This window comes from Mesorhizobium sp. YC-39, from assembly GCF_025753795.1.
GTDB lineage: Bacteria > Pseudomonadota > Alphaproteobacteria > Rhizobiales > Rhizobiaceae > Mesorhizobium.
The window spans coordinates 1,949,427-1,965,863 of the sequence record NZ_JAOWPS010000001.1; the positions used below are offsets into that span (position 1 = coordinate 1,949,427).

General features: G+C 62.1%; 15 protein-coding genes. 5 read left to right on the forward strand and 10 right to left on the reverse strand.

The genetic code is table 11. From position 1 onward, the window contains the following. Positions 1-71 precede the first annotated feature (71 nt). Both OHD62_RS09105 and OHD62_RS09110 read right to left on the reverse strand, forming a co-directional pair. Positions 72-290 carry a hypothetical protein gene (locus OHD62_RS09105; RefSeq protein WP_263782179.1) on the reverse strand — a complete coding sequence of 73 codons (219 nt, stop codon included), beginning with the start codon at positions 288-290 and terminating at the stop codon, positions 72-74. A 22-nt stretch (positions 291-312) separates the two neighbouring features. Then, the gene (locus tag OHD62_RS09110; RefSeq protein WP_263782180.1) at positions 313-1,710 is read right to left on the reverse strand and encodes an ammonium transporter; all 1,398 of its coding nucleotides are present in this window, start codon (positions 1,708-1,710) and stop codon (positions 313-315) included. Positions 1,711-1,878: 168 nt separating this feature from the next. On the opposite strand from OHD62_RS09110, the gene OHD62_RS09115 reads away from it, so the two are divergent. From OHD62_RS09115 to OHD62_RS09130, 4 genes are read left to right on the forward strand one after another with little or no spacing between them, the layout of a single operon-like run. Further along, complete coding sequence (locus tag OHD62_RS09115; protein ID WP_263782181.1) at positions 1,879-3,012, forward strand: aminomethyltransferase family protein; 1,134 nt, start codon at positions 1,879-1,881, stop codon at positions 3,010-3,012. A gap of 40 nt (positions 3,013-3,052) precedes the next feature. Next, a complete protein-coding gene (locus OHD62_RS09120; RefSeq protein WP_263782182.1) occupies positions 3,053-3,649 on the forward strand; it encodes a dimethylamine monooxygenase subunit DmmA family protein in 597 nt (198 codons plus the stop codon). Beyond that, positions 3,646-4,611 (forward strand): PDR/VanB family oxidoreductase, encoded by a 966-nt coding sequence (locus OHD62_RS09125; protein ID WP_263782183.1) that lies wholly within the window; start codon positions 3,646-3,648, stop codon positions 4,609-4,611. The genes OHD62_RS09120 and OHD62_RS09125 overlap by 4 nt, the downstream gene beginning before the upstream one ends. Positions 4,612-4,620: 9 nt before the next feature. Continuing rightward, positions 4,621-5,661 carry a heme-dependent oxidative N-demethylase family protein gene (locus OHD62_RS09130; RefSeq protein WP_263782184.1) on the forward strand — a complete coding sequence of 347 codons (1,041 nt, stop codon included), beginning with the start codon at positions 4,621-4,623 and terminating at the stop codon, positions 5,659-5,661. A 140-nt stretch (positions 5,662-5,801) separates the two neighbouring features. Here the strand turns inward: OHD62_RS09130 and OHD62_RS09135 are convergent, their stop codons facing one another. Continuing rightward, on the reverse strand, positions 5,802-6,518 hold the full coding sequence (locus tag OHD62_RS09135; RefSeq protein ID WP_263782185.1) for a helix-turn-helix domain-containing protein: 717 nt from the start codon (positions 6,516-6,518) through the stop codon (positions 5,802-5,804). Positions 6,519-6,864: 346 nt separating this feature from the next. On the opposite strand from OHD62_RS09135, the gene OHD62_RS09140 reads away from it, so the two are divergent. Further along, a complete protein-coding gene (locus OHD62_RS09140) occupies positions 6,865-8,223 on the forward strand; it encodes an NAD(P)-binding domain-containing protein (RefSeq protein ID WP_263782186.1) in 1,359 nt (452 codons plus the stop codon). 30 nt (positions 8,224-8,253) lie between these two features. Here the strand turns inward: OHD62_RS09140 and OHD62_RS09145 are convergent, their stop codons facing one another. From OHD62_RS09145 to OHD62_RS09175, 7 genes are all read right to left on the reverse strand, one after another. Continuing rightward, positions 8,254-8,631 carry a GFA family protein gene (locus OHD62_RS09145; RefSeq protein WP_263782187.1) on the reverse strand — a complete coding sequence of 126 codons (378 nt, stop codon included), beginning with the start codon at positions 8,629-8,631 and terminating at the stop codon, positions 8,254-8,256. Between the two features lie 35 nt (positions 8,632-8,666). After that, positions 8,667-10,646, reverse strand: coding sequence for an ABC transporter permease (locus OHD62_RS09150; RefSeq protein ID WP_263782188.1), 1,980 nt, complete (start codon positions 10,644-10,646; stop codon positions 8,667-8,669). Continuing rightward, complete coding sequence (locus OHD62_RS09155; RefSeq protein ID WP_263782189.1) at positions 10,643-11,722, reverse strand: quaternary amine ABC transporter ATP-binding protein; 1,080 nt, start codon at positions 11,720-11,722, stop codon at positions 10,643-10,645. Before OHD62_RS09155 ends, OHD62_RS09150 begins: the two co-directional genes overlap by 4 nt. Positions 11,723-11,799: 77 nt before the next feature. Further along, positions 11,800-12,774, reverse strand: coding sequence for an ABC transporter substrate-binding protein (locus tag OHD62_RS09160; protein WP_263782190.1), 975 nt, complete (start codon positions 12,772-12,774; stop codon positions 11,800-11,802). A 451-nt stretch (positions 12,775-13,225) separates the two neighbouring features. Beyond that, the gene (locus tag OHD62_RS09165; protein ID WP_263782191.1) at positions 13,226-14,011 is read right to left on the reverse strand and encodes a glucose 1-dehydrogenase; all 786 of its coding nucleotides are present in this window, start codon (positions 14,009-14,011) and stop codon (positions 13,226-13,228) included. Between the two features lie 12 nt (positions 14,012-14,023). Next, the gene (locus OHD62_RS09170; protein WP_263782192.1) at positions 14,024-14,788 is read right to left on the reverse strand and encodes an SDR family oxidoreductase; all 765 of its coding nucleotides are present in this window, start codon (positions 14,786-14,788) and stop codon (positions 14,024-14,026) included. 128 nt (positions 14,789-14,916) lie between these two features. Further along, on the reverse strand, positions 14,917-16,425 hold the full coding sequence (locus tag OHD62_RS09175) for a sugar ABC transporter ATP-binding protein (RefSeq protein WP_263782193.1): 1,509 nt from the start codon (positions 16,423-16,425) through the stop codon (positions 14,917-14,919). Positions 16,426-16,437 lie beyond the last annotated feature (12 nt).

A 16,437-nucleotide genomic window follows, 5' to 3' on the forward strand; every position in this document is an offset into this window, starting at 1 on the left:
TCACATGAAAGTTTTTTTCATGAGAAACAAATCGCCTGGCGCGACTGGACGCCAGGCGACCGGGCACAGCCCTAATAGCGGTCGATCGCCTCTCTTGTCTCGTCCCCGCTACGGTCCGCAGTCATATCGGCCTCGATTTCAGCGGTCTCGTTGCGCGTCTGGATGACGTGCCAGCCGATCCAGAAAACGAGGCCGACGATTACCATCAGGACTTCGGAACCCTGAAACGGGTAGATTGCGCCGACGTCCTTGAGATCGACGGCCCAGCTTTCCATACCATTGGTAGACATTGCGAGTTCTCCTGTCGCTTGGCTATTTGATCATGGCCTTTTCGGCGGTTCCCACTTCGCGGACTGACGCCTCGAACGCATGGTTGAGGGCAAAATCGACCCCTTCGAGTTCGACCTTCGCCGGTACACGCAGCAGGTTCATGCTGTTGAGGATCTTGCAGACGACAAAGGTGGGGGCGAAGCCGAGCACGAACATCAACACCGCGCCTGCGAAATTACCGAGCGGGTTGATATGTGCGAAGCCCTCATAGGGCGAGGACGGCTGTCCCCACAGCATGAAGCCCGCCACGACGACGCCGAGGAACCCGCCATAGCCGTGCACGGCAACGGCGCCCACCGCATCGTCGATCTTGAAGCGGCGCTCGACGAAATAGTGCAGCTTGTAGCAGATGCTAGGCACGATCGCGCCGATCAGCAGCGCCTGGATCGGATGATAGAGGTCGTTGCCGGCCGAGGCCGAAATAACGCCGCAAAGTCCCATCGAGAACGTCCAGAAGGGATCGCCTTTCGAAACGATGTAGCCGGCCATCATGCCGCCTGACAGCGACATCAGGAAGTTGAAGGTGATCGCCGAGAGCGTGGTCGGCCCGAGATAGATATTGGTCGCCGTCCAGGTCTCGCCGGTGATCTGGCCGGCGATCGTGGCCGGGCTTATCAGCGGAATGTTGCATGCGGCATAGAAGCCCCAGAAACCGGTATAGATCAGGAACAGCCCAATCGTGACCAGCCAGACATTGTGGGGCGGGATATCTCGGGCCGTGCCGTCGGGCCTGAACTTGCCGATGCGCGGTCCGAGCACGATGAGGAAGGCGAGCGCCGCACCGCCGGCGATCGCATGCACGACTCCCGATGCATAGGCGTCGTGATAGCCCCAGAGCTTCACCATCCATCCTTGCGGATGCCAGCCCCAGGACGCGTCGAGAATCCACAGCACCGAACCGACCAGCACCGCGACGATCCAGAACGCACCTGAGCGCGCGCGCTCTATGATAGCACCGGAGACGATCGACGCCGTGGTGATGGAGAACAGCAGGAAGGCGCCCCAGAACACGCCGTTGAGGCGGTGCCACAGCGCGGCGTCGGTAGGCGTGACCCCCGTCTCTCCCGGATTGACGCCGGAAAGATGAGTGCCCATCAGCGGGTTCCACGGCTCGGCGAAAGGTGCCGTGACAAGTCCGCCTGCGATGCCCGGCCCGTTGGGGAATCCGAAATAGATCCACCAGCCGAAAAAATAGAACGTGACCGTGACGAGCGGGATCGCCATCGCGTTCTTCATGAGCGTTTTCAGGTGATTGCGCCGACGTGACACCCCCACCTCGTACGTGCAGAACCCGACATGGATGAGGAACATCATGACGATGGTCACCCAATAATAGAATTCCGTGAAAATGGTCGTTAGAGCGTTGAGATTCCCTTCCATTTCATGTCCCCTCCGTTCAGTTGCACTCCTTGCCTCTCAGTAAAACTTTTTGCATCTTAGTATTGCGCGCTTTTAGAGTTTTGAGTCAATATGGCGCCGTCCGTCGCGTGGCCTCCAGTGCCCTGAAACGGCGAAACGTCGGCAATTGTGTTGAGGAGAAACAAGCCCATGACGGCATCCTGGAGATTTTCGACCCTGGCGGACCGCCACCGCGCGCTCGGCTCGAAGCTCGAAGACTGGAGCGGGATGGGAACCGCCTGGACCTACGACAAGGATGCCGACGAGGAGTACATCGCCATCCGCACCAAGGCCGGACTGATGGACGTCTCCGGCCTGAAGAAGGTCCACATCACCGGGCCGCACGCCTCGCACCTGATCGACTTGGCGACAACGCGCGACGTGGAAAAAATCTATCCCGGCAAGTCGGCCTATGCCTGCATGCTGAACGAGGCCGGCAAATTCACCGACGACTGCATCATCTACCGCATCAGTCCCAACAGCTGGATGGTTGTGCACGGCTCCGGCACCGGCCATGAGGAGCTGCAGCGCGCTTCCGTCGGGCGCGACGTCTCGCTGCGCTTCGACGACAATCTGCACGATCTGTCGCTGCAGGGACCGACCGCTGTCGACTATCTGGCCAAGCATGTGCCCGGAATTCGCGACCTCAACTATTTCCACCACATGCAGACGCAACTCTTCGGTCTTCCGGTGATGATCTCGCGCACCGGCTATACCGGCGAGCGCGGCTACGAGATCTTCTGCCGCGGCCAGGACGCCGGCATGATCTGGGACAGGATTCTCGATGAGGGCAAGGGCGCCGGCATCATCCCTTGCCGCTTCACCACGCTCGATATGCTGCGCGTCGAAAGCTACCTGCTGTTTTATCCCTACGACAATTCCCAAAAGTATCCGTTCGACAATGAAGGCCCCGGCGACACGCTGTGGGAGCTCGGCCTCGACTTCACCGTCAGCCCCGGCAAGACCGGCTTTCGCGGCGCCGAGGAGCATTACCGCCTCAAGGGCAAGGAGCGCTTCAAGATCTTCGGCGTGCTGCTCGACGGCAAGGAGCCGGCCGACGAAGGCGCGCCGGTCTATCGCGGCGACAAAAAGGTCGGCGTGGTGACTTGCGCCATGTATTCGCCGCTGGTCAAGAAATCGATGGGCATCGCCCGGCTCGACGTCGACTGCGCCGTCCAGGGCACCAAGCTCGAGATCCGCAACGAGAGCGGGGCGATCAAGGCGACGGCGCAGCCATTGCCGTTCGATGACCCCAAGAAGACCAAGCGCACCGCGAAAGGTTGAGGCATAGCCAACGGCGAGGGGTTCGAGGCATAAAGAGAGAATGGCAGCGAAAAGCATCATCAGCCGGCCGGTTTACGGGACCTTGTCTCCGCAGCCCGGCAAGCATCATCTTTTCATCGCGGATACCGAGGGGGCGCTTGCGATCACCGATATGGCTAGGACGGCCCCGGCCAGTTTCTTCGACGGAGCCGAGATCGTCTTCATTCCTGGCCCCGGCCGCAAACATGTCGCTGCCCTTGAAGCACTAAGGCCCGCCCAGTTCCACGAGGCACCGTCCTTCGCCAGCCTGCTGCCGCGATTGAGGCAGACGCTGGCCAACGCGCATATGGGCTTGCGCCTCTATCTCGCCGGCACCGAAGGGTTGATCGGCCAGGCCATGCAAGTCGCGCTCGAAGCCGGCATCGACCATACTTCGATCCAGACCGAACATCGCGGCTCGCTGGCGCGGCGCATGCAGTGTGTCCATTGCAAGGGCATCACCGAAAACGTGACGACCCAGCCAGCGATCTGTTCGCATTGTGGCCTGCTTCTTCTGGTACGCGATCATTACTCGCGGCGTCTTGCGGCCTTCCAGGGGGTCTGCATCAATGCCGAGGATCGCAGCGAAATCCCTCCCATGGAGGAGATCTTTCGATGAGCACCGGCACCACCAAGCTTGACGTCGTGGTCAGCGACGTCGTCCCGGTCAACGATCTGGTGACGCGCTTCCATTTTCGCCGGCGTGACGGTGAGCTCTTGCCGACATTTTCCGGTGGCGCCCATGTCGTGGTCGAGATGCGCGATGGCGAACGCACCAGGCTCAATCCCTACTCGCTGATGGGCTCGCCGCTCAATACCAGCGAATACACGATCTCGGTGCGGCGCGACGATGTCGGCCGCGGCGGCTCGCTGTTCATGCACCGGAGCGTCAAGCCGGGCCTGGAGATGGTGATCAGCTATCCGGTCAACCTGTTCTCGCTCGACCTCAGGGCAAAAAAGCATCTCATGCTGGCCGGCGGCATCGGCATCACCCCGTTCATGGCGCAGACCGCGCAGCTGGCGGCGGAAGGCGGTAACTTTGAGCTGCACTACACTTGCCGCACCGCCTCGCTCGGCACCTATGCCGACGTGCTGAGAGAGCGTTACGACCGCCGGGTCAGGCTCTATCACGACGACCGCGACGAGCGCATCGAACTCGACCGGCTGTTGTCCTCGCAGCCGCTCGGCACGCATCTCTATGTCTGCGGTCCGTCCGGCATGATCGGCTGGGTGCGCGACCGCGCAGCCAGCCTCGGCTGGCCGGCGGAGACCGTGCATTTCGAGCATTTCGCGGCACCGCAGCCCGGCGCGCCGTTCGACGTGGAGCTTGCCGTCAGTGGCAAGACGATCCGCGTCGACGAGCAGCAGAGTCTGCTCGAAGCGATCGAAGCGGCGGGCGTCGATCCGCCCTATCTCTGTCGCGGCGGTGTCTGCGGCCAGTGCGAAACCAACGTCATCTCGCATGACGGCAAATTCATCCACAACGATCACTGGCTGAGCGAGGAAGAGCACCGATCCTGCAACAAGATCATGCCTTGCGTATCGCGCTTCGAGGGCAGGTCGCTGGTGTTGGAAAGATAGGAGGCGAGCTTGGGCATCACCTTTCGCAAGGAAACGTTCCGCGACGACTTCACCTTCAGGAACAGTCCGGAGCACATCAGGCGGTTTCCGTTCCCGTTCCACGAAGACAGCTACATGTATGCGGTCAACATCGAGCCGCATGTCGTCGGGCCGAAGGGCAGCGTGCTGGAGAACCTGATCGACGTCGACGAACACTATGTCGCCGAGATGCAGGACCGTGCGCTGGTGCTGGCCGAGGATCCGCTGCGCTGCCAGTCGCTGCCGCACATGACGCTGGCCGGCTGGGACCTGCTCGAACTCCTGATGGAACAGCAGGCGCTGGGCTATCCCGAGCATTTCACGCTGACGCGTGATGGCGACAAATGGCGCTGGATCAACCGGCCGCTCGGCATCGACGACAGCTTCACCTTTGGCGATACTTCGACACTGCCCTATGGCCCGATGGAATACATCACGCGTCAGAGCCAGGGCGATTTCTGCATCCTCGACCAGCGCGACGGCAATCTGTGGATGGATGCCGGCATGGTCACCACCCAGGCCGACTGGTCGCTCGATTTCGACATCGGCATGAACTTTTTCGAATGGCACGCGCCGGTGCCGCTAGCGCATGAGAAGGGGATTTTCATCCGGGCGCTGAAATTCCTCACCAACATCCAGCAGGGCAAGCCGGCGCGCCGCCTGAACTGGACCATGACCATCAATCCGCGGCTCGACACCAGCCCGGAAAATTATCACAAATGGGGACCGGACCGGACGACGGTGACGCCGGAGAATGTCGGCGACAAGGTGCATCTGCGCGTCGAGCTGCAAAGCTTCTGGCGCTTGCCCCGCTCGAACGGCATCGTCTTCCCGATCCGCTGCTACCTGATCAAGATGGACGAACTGGTGACGCAGCCGAAATGGGCGCGCCGCCTGCACCGCGTGATCCGCGACCTGCCCGAGGAACTCGCCACCTACAAGGGCCTGACGCGCTATCGCCCGACACTGGTCGAATGGCTGTCGAAGCTGGATGACGGCAGCCCGACATCTGCAGGCTTCGGGCCGGATTAAGGTGTGCTGACATTCAGGTCAGGCCGAGCCGAAAATGGTGGCTTCCGAGAACCGGAGCGGAGGGTACTTTTCGTACGTGAGCACCGGAAGCGTAGGAAGCCGCCATTTGCAGGCCGGCCTCACCTGAATGTCAGTACACCTTAGCCCGCGCTGTTTTGCGGATAGCAGATGATCGAGAGGTAGCGCATCGGCAGAACCGTCAGCACTTCGGGCCCATGCGGGGCGTCGGCGTCGAAGAACAGGCTGTCGCCGGGCTTCATTGGATAGAGATTGCTGCCATGCCGGTAAGTAACCTCGCCTTCGAGCATATAGAGGAACTCCATGCCCTCATGCTGGAAGGTCGGGAACACATCGGAATCCTCGGTCAGCGTGATCAGATAAGGTTCGACGACCACGCCGCTGGTGTTGGAGCCGATATGGCCAAGCAGATTGTACTGATGGCCGGCACGCGTGCCGCGGCGCTCGACGTCGAGGCCTTCGCCGGCCTTGACGAAGACAGCACTTCGCTCCTCCTCGAAGCGCCGGAAGAAGGCGGTGACGGGAACGCCGAGCGCTCGCGACAGCGCCTGCAAAGTGGTCAGTGATGGCGAGGTGATGCCGTTCTCGATCTTCGATAGCATGCCCAGCGAAATGTCGGTGGCGACCGCGAGGTCGGCGACGGTGATGCCAAGCTTCTTGCGGAACGCCCGCACCTCGCGGCCGATCGCGACTTCTAGCACTTTTTCACGGGTGTCGCGAATGGCGTGCGGGTTTTGGGTCAGCGGCGTGCGGATGGTTCGCCCGTCGGCGGCCTTCGGCAATGGCTTGGCCTTGGCCGCGGTGATGCCAGGCTTGGAATCTGAAGACTTTTTCGCCATGTCGCCGCCCCCGAACCCTGTGGATTTATTTCACTCAAGGTGAACATATTCGTTGCCGATACATGAGCGCAACCGCCGCAACAAGCCCTGCGTGGCGGATTGCCCGGTTTTCCCGATGTTTGGTCCGCGACCGCTTTTCCCCGAAAGTTGCAATCGCGCAACGCTGTTTCGACGCAAGACCTGTTGACAGCACGGGAGCGCCAATTACTGTCCCTGTCAGTGAAATTTGTTTCGTAAGAGCAATTCCAGGAAAAGTGTGAAACGGTTTTCCCGGGAAAAGCTCGTAGGCGCTTTCCCTTGGGAATTGCGTCAAGACAAAAGTCGAAATCAGAACGGGAGGTCCGCAATGAAAAGTCGTGTTGCCGTCATTGGTGCCGGACCGTCTGGTATGGCCCAACTCAGGGCCTTCAAGTCAGCGGCCGACAAGGGCGCCGATATTCCCGAAATCGTCTGCTTCGAAAAGCAGTCCGACTGGGGCGGCCTGTGGAACTACACGTGGCGCACCGGTCTCGACGAGCATGGTGATCCGGTCCACGGCTCGATGTACCGCTACCTCTGGTCGAATGGGCCGAAGGAATGCCTCGAATTCGCCGATTACACGTTCGAGGAGCATTTCGGCCGGCCGATCGGCTCTTACCCGCCGCGTGCCGTGCTGTGGGACTATATCAAGGGTCGTGTCGAGAAATCCGGCGTGCGTAAATGGGTGCGCTTCAACAGCCCGGTGCGCATGGTCACTTTCTCGGACCAGACCAAGAAATTCACCGTCACCGCGCATGATCGCGCCAACGACGTCACTTACTCCGAGGAATTCGACAATGTCGTCGTCGCCTCCGGACATTTCTCCGTACCCAACGTGCCTTATTTCGAGGGCTTCTCGACCTTCAACGGCCGTATCCTGCACAGCCATGATTTTCGCGACGCCATGGAATTCAAGGGCAAGGACATACTGATCATCGGCCGTTCCTATTCGGCCGAGGACATCGGTTCGCAATGCTACAAATACGGCGCCAAATCCATCACCTCCAGCTATCGCTCCAAGCCGATGGGCTTCAAATGGCCGGAGAACTGGAAGGAAGTGCCACTGCTGCAGAAGGTCGTCGGCAAGACCGCCCATTTCAAAGATGGCACCACCAGGGATGTCGACGCCATCATCCTGTGCACGGGTTATCTCCACTCCTTCCCCTTCCTCACCGACGATCTGAAGCTCAAGACCGCCAACCGCATGTGGCCGGACGGTATCTACGAAGGCGTCGTCTGGGAGAAGAATCCGCAGCTGTCCTATATCGGCATGCAGGACCAGTTCTACACCTTCAACATGTTCGACGCGCAGGCCTGGTTCGCCCGCGACGTCATCATGGGTCGCATCAAGCTGCCGTCGGCCGAGGCGATGGTGGCGCATGGCGCGAAGTGGCGCGCTCGCGAGGAAACGCTCGAAGATGCCGAGCAGATGATCTGGTTCCAGGGCGACTACACCAAGGAATTGATGGACCAGACCGATTATCCCGGCTTCGACGTCGAGGCTGTCAATCAGACCTTCATGGAGTGGGAGCACCACAAGATGGAGAACATCATGACATTCCGCGACAATGCCTATCGCTCGCTGATGACCGGCACGATGGCGCCGCTGCACCATACGCCCTGGCTGCAGGCGATGGACGATTCGATGGAGAGCTATCTGGAGGTCAAAGGAGTCGCGGCGGAGTAGCGGCTTCCTCGCCGCACCCAAGGGTTCCGATCAAACCGACGCCACGACCCACTCATGGCGGCTCTTGCCATAGACGGACTTTGTTGGCGCGGGGAATGACGGATCGGCGAAACAGCCGACGGCCACTGCGACCGCCTCCGGTTTTCGTGACGGATACCAGAACACGTTTGAGCCGCACATTCCGCAGAAATGAAAGGTGATAGGGAAGCCGCTGTCGGAATCGCGCTGGAAAGTCTTGGACGAGCCGCTGATCTCGGTTGCGGCGGCGTCGAAGAAGGCCGCGATCCCGAATGGGCTGCCGGTCCGACGCTGACAGTCCAGGCAATGGCAAAGCGAGACCATGGCGGGCTCTTGCGGGCAACTTATCTGCAATTGGCCGCAGGTGCATCTGGCCATTCTGCTGGTCATTCTCCTTCTCCTTTCGGTGGTATCGGCGGTTGAGTTTACCCCAGCCTTGCCCGTGCCTTGGCCGTCCAGGCGTTGAACAGCCGGTCGGCGACGATGCCGATGAAGGCGATGGCGAGGCCGGCGACGATGCCGCGGCCGGAATCGGCCTTGGACAATGCGATGAACACCTCCTGGCCGAGATCGCGCGTGCCGACCATGGCGCAGATGATGATCATCGCCAGCGCCATCAGGATCGTCTGGTTGACGCCAAGCATGATCTCCGGCAGCGCCAGCGGCAATTGCACGCGAAAGAAGGTCTGACGCTTGGTGCAGCCCGACACCTTCGCCGCCTCGATCAGCGCCGGCGGCACCTGTCGGATGCCGAGATTGGTGTAGCGGATGGCCGGCACCACGGCGAAGGCGACGGTGGCGATCATCGCGGTGACGTCGCCGACGCGGAACAGCATCACCACCGGGATGATGAAGCAGAAGGACGGCAGCACCTGCAGCGTGTCGATGATGGGCGTCACGATCTTCTCGAAACGGTCGCTGCGTGACGCCATCAGCCCGACTGGAATACCGATCAGGCAAGCGATAAACGCCGAGATGCCGCATAGATAGACCGTCGCCATGGTCTTTTCCCAGAGGCCGGTGACGGCGCAGAAGGCAGTCAGTGCGGCGACGAGAGCAGCAAGGCGCAAGCCGGAGAGCTGGTAGCCGGCAAGGCCGAGCAGGAACACCGTACCCAGCCACGGAAAACCTTCGCAGAAGGCGCGCACCGGGTTCAGCACATTGAGGATGAGTGCCACGCGGAAGGCTTCGATCATGTCGAAGAAATTGAGCGTGATCCAGTTCACCGCGGCCTTCCACAGCGGCGCAGTGGTGAGGGTCATCGCCTTCGGCAGCGCCGCGAAGGCTGGCACGAACAGGCTGAGCAACGTGGTGATGGCGAGGATGGCGATTGCCAACGTCAGATTGGGATAGCGCCGCCAGAAGCTTCGTCTGGCCTCCTGATGGGCGCTGCCCTTTGCCTGCTTGTGGGCGATGGCCTGGCTCAGCCGGTCGAGCGCGATGGCTAGCGCCACGATGGCGAGGCCGGCTTCCATCGCCTCGCCGACCTTCAGCGCCCTGAGCGCCAGGAGCACATCGTAGCCGAGGCCGCCGGCGCCGATCATCGAGGCGATGATCACCATGTTCAGCGCCAGCATGATGACCTGGTTGACGCCGACCATCAGCGTCGGTCGCGCCGAGGGCAACAGCACCTTCCACAGTTTCTGCCGCGCCGTGCAGCCGGCCATCTCGCTGAAATCGTCGATTTCGGACGGCACCCTGGACAGGCCGAGCATCGTCGCCCGCACCATCGGCGGCGTCGCGAAAATCGCTGTCGCGATCATCGCCGAAACCGGGCTGTTGCCGAACAACAGCAGCATCGGGATCAGATAGGCGAAGGTCGGGATCGTCTGCATCAGATCGAGGGCAGGGGAGACGATGAGCCTTTCGGCCCACGGCTTGCGCCATGCCCAGATGCCAACGAACAGGCCGGTGACGATACAGAACGGCACGGCGATCGAGATCAGGGCCAGCGTCAGCATGGCGCTGGTCCATTGGCCGAACAGCGCGATGTAGAGGAAGCAGCCGCCGACCAGCGCGCCGAGCTTCCAGCCGCCGGCGGCGCGTCCGGCGAGGTATGCCGCGGCGCAGACGCCGACCCAGGACAGGCGCGGCAGCACGAACATGTCGGCGCCATGGCCGATCTTGAAATTCTTGGCCAGAAGATTGAGTGCGAAATCCAGCGGCACACCGAGCACGGCGGTGATCGAACGGGTCAGCCAGGAGAAGTTCGACTTTATCCAGCGCATCAGTGCGCTGACCCAGTCGGCAACCGGAATCACCGCCTCGGTCGGATAGTTGACGGCCCACGACATGCTATCCCGCAACAGGAACACGACCAGCACAGCCGCAAGCGCCAAGGCCCAGATCGCCAGCCAGCGTTGAACTGGGGGCCTGGATTCGCTGGCGCTTGCCGTCACCGTCATGCGCCGGGTCTCGGGTGCTCTATGCCGGCCAGAAGATCGATAACCGCTTGCGGCGTCACCTCGCCGATCGGCTCGCCGGAGCCGTTGACCACGGCGAACGGTTTGCCGGCGGCAACGATATCTGCCGAGAAGCTCGATATTCTGGCATCCGGCGCCACCGTGCCGCCATGCTCGCTGCCGTCGCAGGCGCGCATCAGGCTGCGCGCCGAGATCACCTTGGCGCGGTGGACGTCGCGGGTGAATTCGGCGACATAGTCGGTCGCCGGATTGACCACCAGCTCTTCCGGCGTGCCGATCTGGATGACCTCGCCGTCCTTCATGATGGCGATGCGGTCGGCCAGCCGGATGGCTTCGTCGAAATCATGGGTGATGAAGACGATGGTTTTGTGCAGCATGGTCTGCAGCCGCATTAATTCGTCCTGCATCTCGCGGCGGATCAGCGGATCGAGCGCCGAGAACGGTTCGTCGAGGAACCAGACTTCCGGCTTGGTGGCGAGGCTGCGGGCGATGCCGACACGCTGCTGCTGGCCACCGGACAATTCGCGCGGATAGAAATGCTCGCGTCCGCGTAAGCCCACAAGTTCGATGACCTCGCGGGCGCGCGCCTCACGCGTCGCCCGATCCTGTCCCTGGATGCCGAGGGGAAAGGCGATGTTCTCCAGCACGTTGAGGTGCGGCAAAAGCGCAAAATTCTGGAACACCATGCCCATGCGATGACGTCTGAGTTCGATCAGCGCGGCATCGGATATCTTGAGCAGATCCTTACCCTCGAACTCGACCTTGCCATGCGTCGGCTCGACCAGCCGCGACATGCAGCGCACCAGCGTCGACTTGCCCGACCCCGAAAGCCCCATGATGATGAAGATCTCGCCCTGGCGGATTTCGAGGTCGACGGCGCGCACTGCGCCCACCAGCCCGGCCGCAGCGACTTCCGCCATGCTGGCCTTGCCGTCGCGCTGGCGGATGAAATGCGCCGCGTTCGCCCCGAACAGTTTCCAGACATTGCGGCAGGCAAGTTTTATCGGGCGGGCATCCTTGCCTGCTGTCGTCAAAGTCTGTTCAGTCGCTTCCGTCATTCGGTCGTCCTTCTGGAGTATCAAAGAATGAGGCCCGGCTGATCAACAGCCGGGTCTCACTTTTCCAGTCGGAACGATCACTGCGCCCAGGCTTTCCAGTCGGCTTCGTGGGCCGCGATCCAGGCGGCGGCGACGTCTTCCGGCGTCTTGCCGCCGAGATCGATCTCGCCGCTCATCTTGTTGAGCTCGTCGGTGTCGACCGTATAGGCTTTCGCCACCTTGTAGGCGATCGGCCATTTGTCCTTCATGCCGGCCCAGGAATATTTCCAGATCTCGCCATGCGGCTTGCCGCAGTCATATTTGGCGTCGGGATTCGTGCCCCATTTCGGGTCACCGTAACACTCCGGCGTATATTCGGGGAATTCGACCCATTCGCCCTTGTATTTGGCCGGCGCCCAATGCGGCGAATAGACCCAAAGCATGATCGGCGCCTTGCGCTGATAGGCTGAATCGAGCTCGGCGAACATCGCCGCGTCGGTGCCGGCATGGATGACGGTGAAGGGCAGCTTCAGCGCCTCGACGCGTTCGTCGTCAAAGCCTTCCCAGGTCACCGGGCCGCCGAGATAACGACCCTTCGGGGCCGTCTCGGCCGTCGAAAACGCTTCGGCGCATTTGGGGTCCTTCAGCGCTTCCCAGTTGGGCAGGCCGGGGCATTTCTCCTTCATGTATTCGGGAAACCACCACTCTTCCTTGGCCTTCGGCCCGAGCTTGCCGAGCCGTTCGGTCTGCCCGGTCGCGTCGGAAGCCTTCATGGCTTCGCCGGCCGTCGTGTCCCAGAATTCCATGCCGACATCGAGGTCGCCATTGGTGAGACCGGTGGTCAGGCTGGAGAGATAATCGGCGGTCGGATACTCCACCGTGTAGCCGAGCTTTTCAAGGATGCCGCCGAGGATCTTGGCGTTCAGGTTGACGCTGGTCCAGTCGAACAGCGCGATCTTGATCGGGTCGTTGGATTCAGGTGCGGCCGCTTGCGCCACCGGCGCCAGTGTGTTTGCGGCGGCAAGTATTAAGGCTCCCATTGATACCTTGGAAATCATGCTCCGAAGTGACATGCTTGTTCTCCTGTCAAGCTCTGGTGAAGATTCGTTCCCGTCTCGCGTCTTTTTCTGATTGTGTTGGAAAAGCTGGTCGCAGCGCAAGGCCTTGGCGCCACAATGCTATCGCCGCCGATGCCGGCGCGGAAGGGTGGGTGCCAAATCTGATGAAGATGTCGTGCGGGGACGGGCTGCGTCATGGCATCAGGTGGAACGCTGCGCAAGCAGCCATCCGCGGATCGATCGCCGGTCTTGCAGTGCCGTGAAACCTGCGAGCCATCAAGGTCCCATGATCCCTGGCCGGCGAACCTTATGGCCCGCCAAGGCCGTTTCATGGGATGAAATTATATATACCAAGGTTCATATTGCGCAAACGCATAATGCGACCAGAGCATCGGACCGAAAAGTGTGAGGCGGTTTTCGGATATTTCCGATGCTCGAGCAACGAACATCGCGCAATTGGGTGTTCTCACGACATGATCAGGCCGCCATCGACATTGATGGTCTGGCCGGTGATGTAGGCGGCGTCGTCGCTGGCCAGAAAGCTGACCAGGCCGGAAACGTCCTCGCCGCTGCCGGCGCGGCCCATCGGGATGTTCCTAACCCATTCGGCCATCAGCTCGCCGGGCTTGTAATCGCCCATCAGTCTGCCCCATGCCGCGTCATTGTAGGCCCACATATCGGTGTCGATGATGCCGGGGCAGATCGCATTGACGGTGATCTTCTCCTTCGCCACCTCCTTGGCCAGGCTCTGGGTGATGCCGACGACGCCGAACTTCGACGCTGCATAATGCGGCGTGTAGATAAAACCCTGGCGCGCCTGGCCGGAGGCGGTGTTGATCAGCCGTCCGCCGTCGCCATGCTTGCGCATGCGCGCAATCGCCTCCTGGCAGCACAGGAACACGCCTTTGGTGTTCACCGCCATCACCTTGTCCCACTCTGCCTCGGTCATCGCCTCGATCCTGGCAATGGTGATGACGCCGGCATTCTGCACCGAAATGTCGACGCGGCCGAATTCTTGTTCGGCCAGATCATAGAGCGCTGCGACCTCGTCCTTCTTGGTCACGTCCATCCGCATTGACGCGACCTTGGCGCCTTCCGCCTTCAGGCTGGCGGCGACTTCGTCGACGCGCGGGTCGATGGCGCTGACGACGACTGCAGCACCCTCAGCCGCGAAGCGCCGTGCCATGGCCGCGCCGATGCCGCCGCTGGCGCCCGTGACGACCGCAGTTTTTCCCTGGAAACGCTTCTGCACTTTTCTTCTCTCCTACCAGCAGACGAAGCCGCCATCGACGATCAGGTCGATGCCGGTGACGAAACTCGAAGCGCGGCTGGCCAGGAACACGGTCGGGCCGACCATTTCCTCCGGCGTCGCCATGCGCCCCATCGGCGTGTCGCGCTCGAATATCTTGACCTGGTCCGCGACCTCCGGCCGCCTGTTCATCGGCGTCAGCGTGTAGCCGGGGCTGACCACGTTGACGCGCAGGCCGCGATCGGCCCATTCCATGGCGAGGCTCTTCGACATGTGGATGACGGCCGCCTTCGACGAATTGTAATGCGCCTGGGTCAGCCCGCGGTTGACGATCGAGCCCGACATCGAGGCGATGTTGATGATCGAGCCCTTGCGTCGTTTGAGCATGGTGCGCGCCTCCGCCTGGCAGGACAGGAACACGCCGCTGACGTTGACGTCGTAGAGCTTCTGCCACTTCCCCAGTGGCAGCGTCTCGGCCGGCTCAGCCCCGGCAATCCCGGCATTGTTGACGGCGATGCTCAGCGCGCCGAGTTCTTTTTCCGTGCGCTCGACCGCCGCCGCCAGGTCGCTTTCGGAGGTCACCGTCCCGGTCAGCACCAGTGCCTGGCGGCCGAGCGCCGTGATCTGGTGCGCCGTCTCTTCCAGCCCGCCCTTCGAGGCGTGGCCGAAACAGGCGATGTCGGCGCCGGCCTCGGCGAGCCCGATGGCTATCGCTTGCCCGATGCCGCTGCCGGCGCCGGTCACCAGCGCTACCTCTCCATGAAGATCGAATAGTGTCATCGTCGGTCCCTCTGCTCCAACCGCCGTATCTCCCTGAAATGAAGGGGCGCCAGTCCTGCTGGCGCCCCGCGCGGTCCGGTGCCTGGGAGGATATCACCTGCTGCGCTTTGTTCCGATTCTTTGCTTCCCTAGCTTGTCGCGAGTTCCATCACCGCGACATTGCTGGCCTCGCTGCGGTCGAGAATGCCGCGCTGGCGCCCGCGGCTCAGCACCAGCACGCGATGCGACAGGCCAAGCACCTCCTCGAGGTCGGAGCTCACCACGACCACCGCCATGCCGGAACGGGCGAGGTCGGCAATCACATCGTAGATCGCCGCGCGCGCGCCGACATCGATGCCGCGCGTCGGCTCGTCGAGGATGAACACCTTGGGCGGACGCGACACCCATTTGGCGATGATCACCTTCTGCTGGTTGCCGCCGGAAAGCTTGCTGACCGCCTGGTTTGGCTTGCCCTTGACGCCGAGCCTGGAGATGCCGGCCTCGGCGAATTTCTGCACCGCCTTGGGAAACACCCAGCCCTTCGGCGCGACATGGTCGAAATTGCCGAAAGCCAGATTCTCGCCAATGGTCTGGTCGAGCACCACGCCTTGCGCCTTGCGGTCCTCCGGCACCAGCACGACGCCGGCCTTGATCGCCGCCGCCGGGCCATTGAGATGCACCGGCTTGCCCGCGACGCGCACCGAGCCCGACGAGATCGGATCGGCGCCGGCGATCGCCCGCACCAGTTCCGTGCGTCCGGCGCCGATCAGCCCGGCTATGCCGAGGATTTCGCCGGCCCTGACCGAGAAGCTGACATTGTTGAAGCTCTTCTCCGGCGAGGACAGATTCTCGACCGCAAGCAGCGTCTGGTCGCCCGGCGGCGACAGTTGCGGGAACATCCGCTCAACGCTGCGGCCGACCATCTGCTCGACCACGGTGCGCACCGGGATGTCGGCGCGTTCGTGGCGGGCGACGATGCGGCCGTCGCGCATCACCACCACGCGGTCGGCGATCTCGGCGATCTCGTCCAGCCGGTGGCTGATATAGATGAAGGACATGCCTTCGGCTTTGAGTTTGCGGATCTGTTTGAACAGCAGTTCCGTTTCCTCGCCGCCAAGAGCGGCCGTCGGTTCGTCGAAGATCAGAAGCTCGGCATTGAGCGTCAGCGCCTTGGCGATCTCGACCTGCTGCTGGGCGGCGATGCGCAGCGTGCGAACCTTGCGCTCAGGCGAGACGTCGAGGCCGAGGCGCTTCAGTTGCGCCGATGCCTGCGCATTCATCGCCGCGCGGTCGATGCGGCCGCCGCGCATCGGCAGGCGCCCGACATAGACATTCTCCGCCACCGATAGGTCCGGCAGCAGCTTCAGTTCCTGATGGATCATGCCGACGCCGGCATCGATGGCCGCGGCGGGGGAGGCGGGGGAGTAGGACTTCCCCCGCCAGGTGATGGTGCCGGCATCGGGCTTGGTCGAGCCGGCGATGATGTTTGAGACGGTCGACTTGCCGGCGCCGTTCTCGCCGAGCAGCGCCACGACCTCGCCCGGCCGCACCTCGAAGCTCGCATCGGCCAGGACCTGGACCGGTCCATAGCTCTTGCAGAGGCCGCTGACAAAGAGCCCATTGTGCGGGCTCTCGCCATAGTGAGGATCAGGAGGCATCGTTGCGCTCGT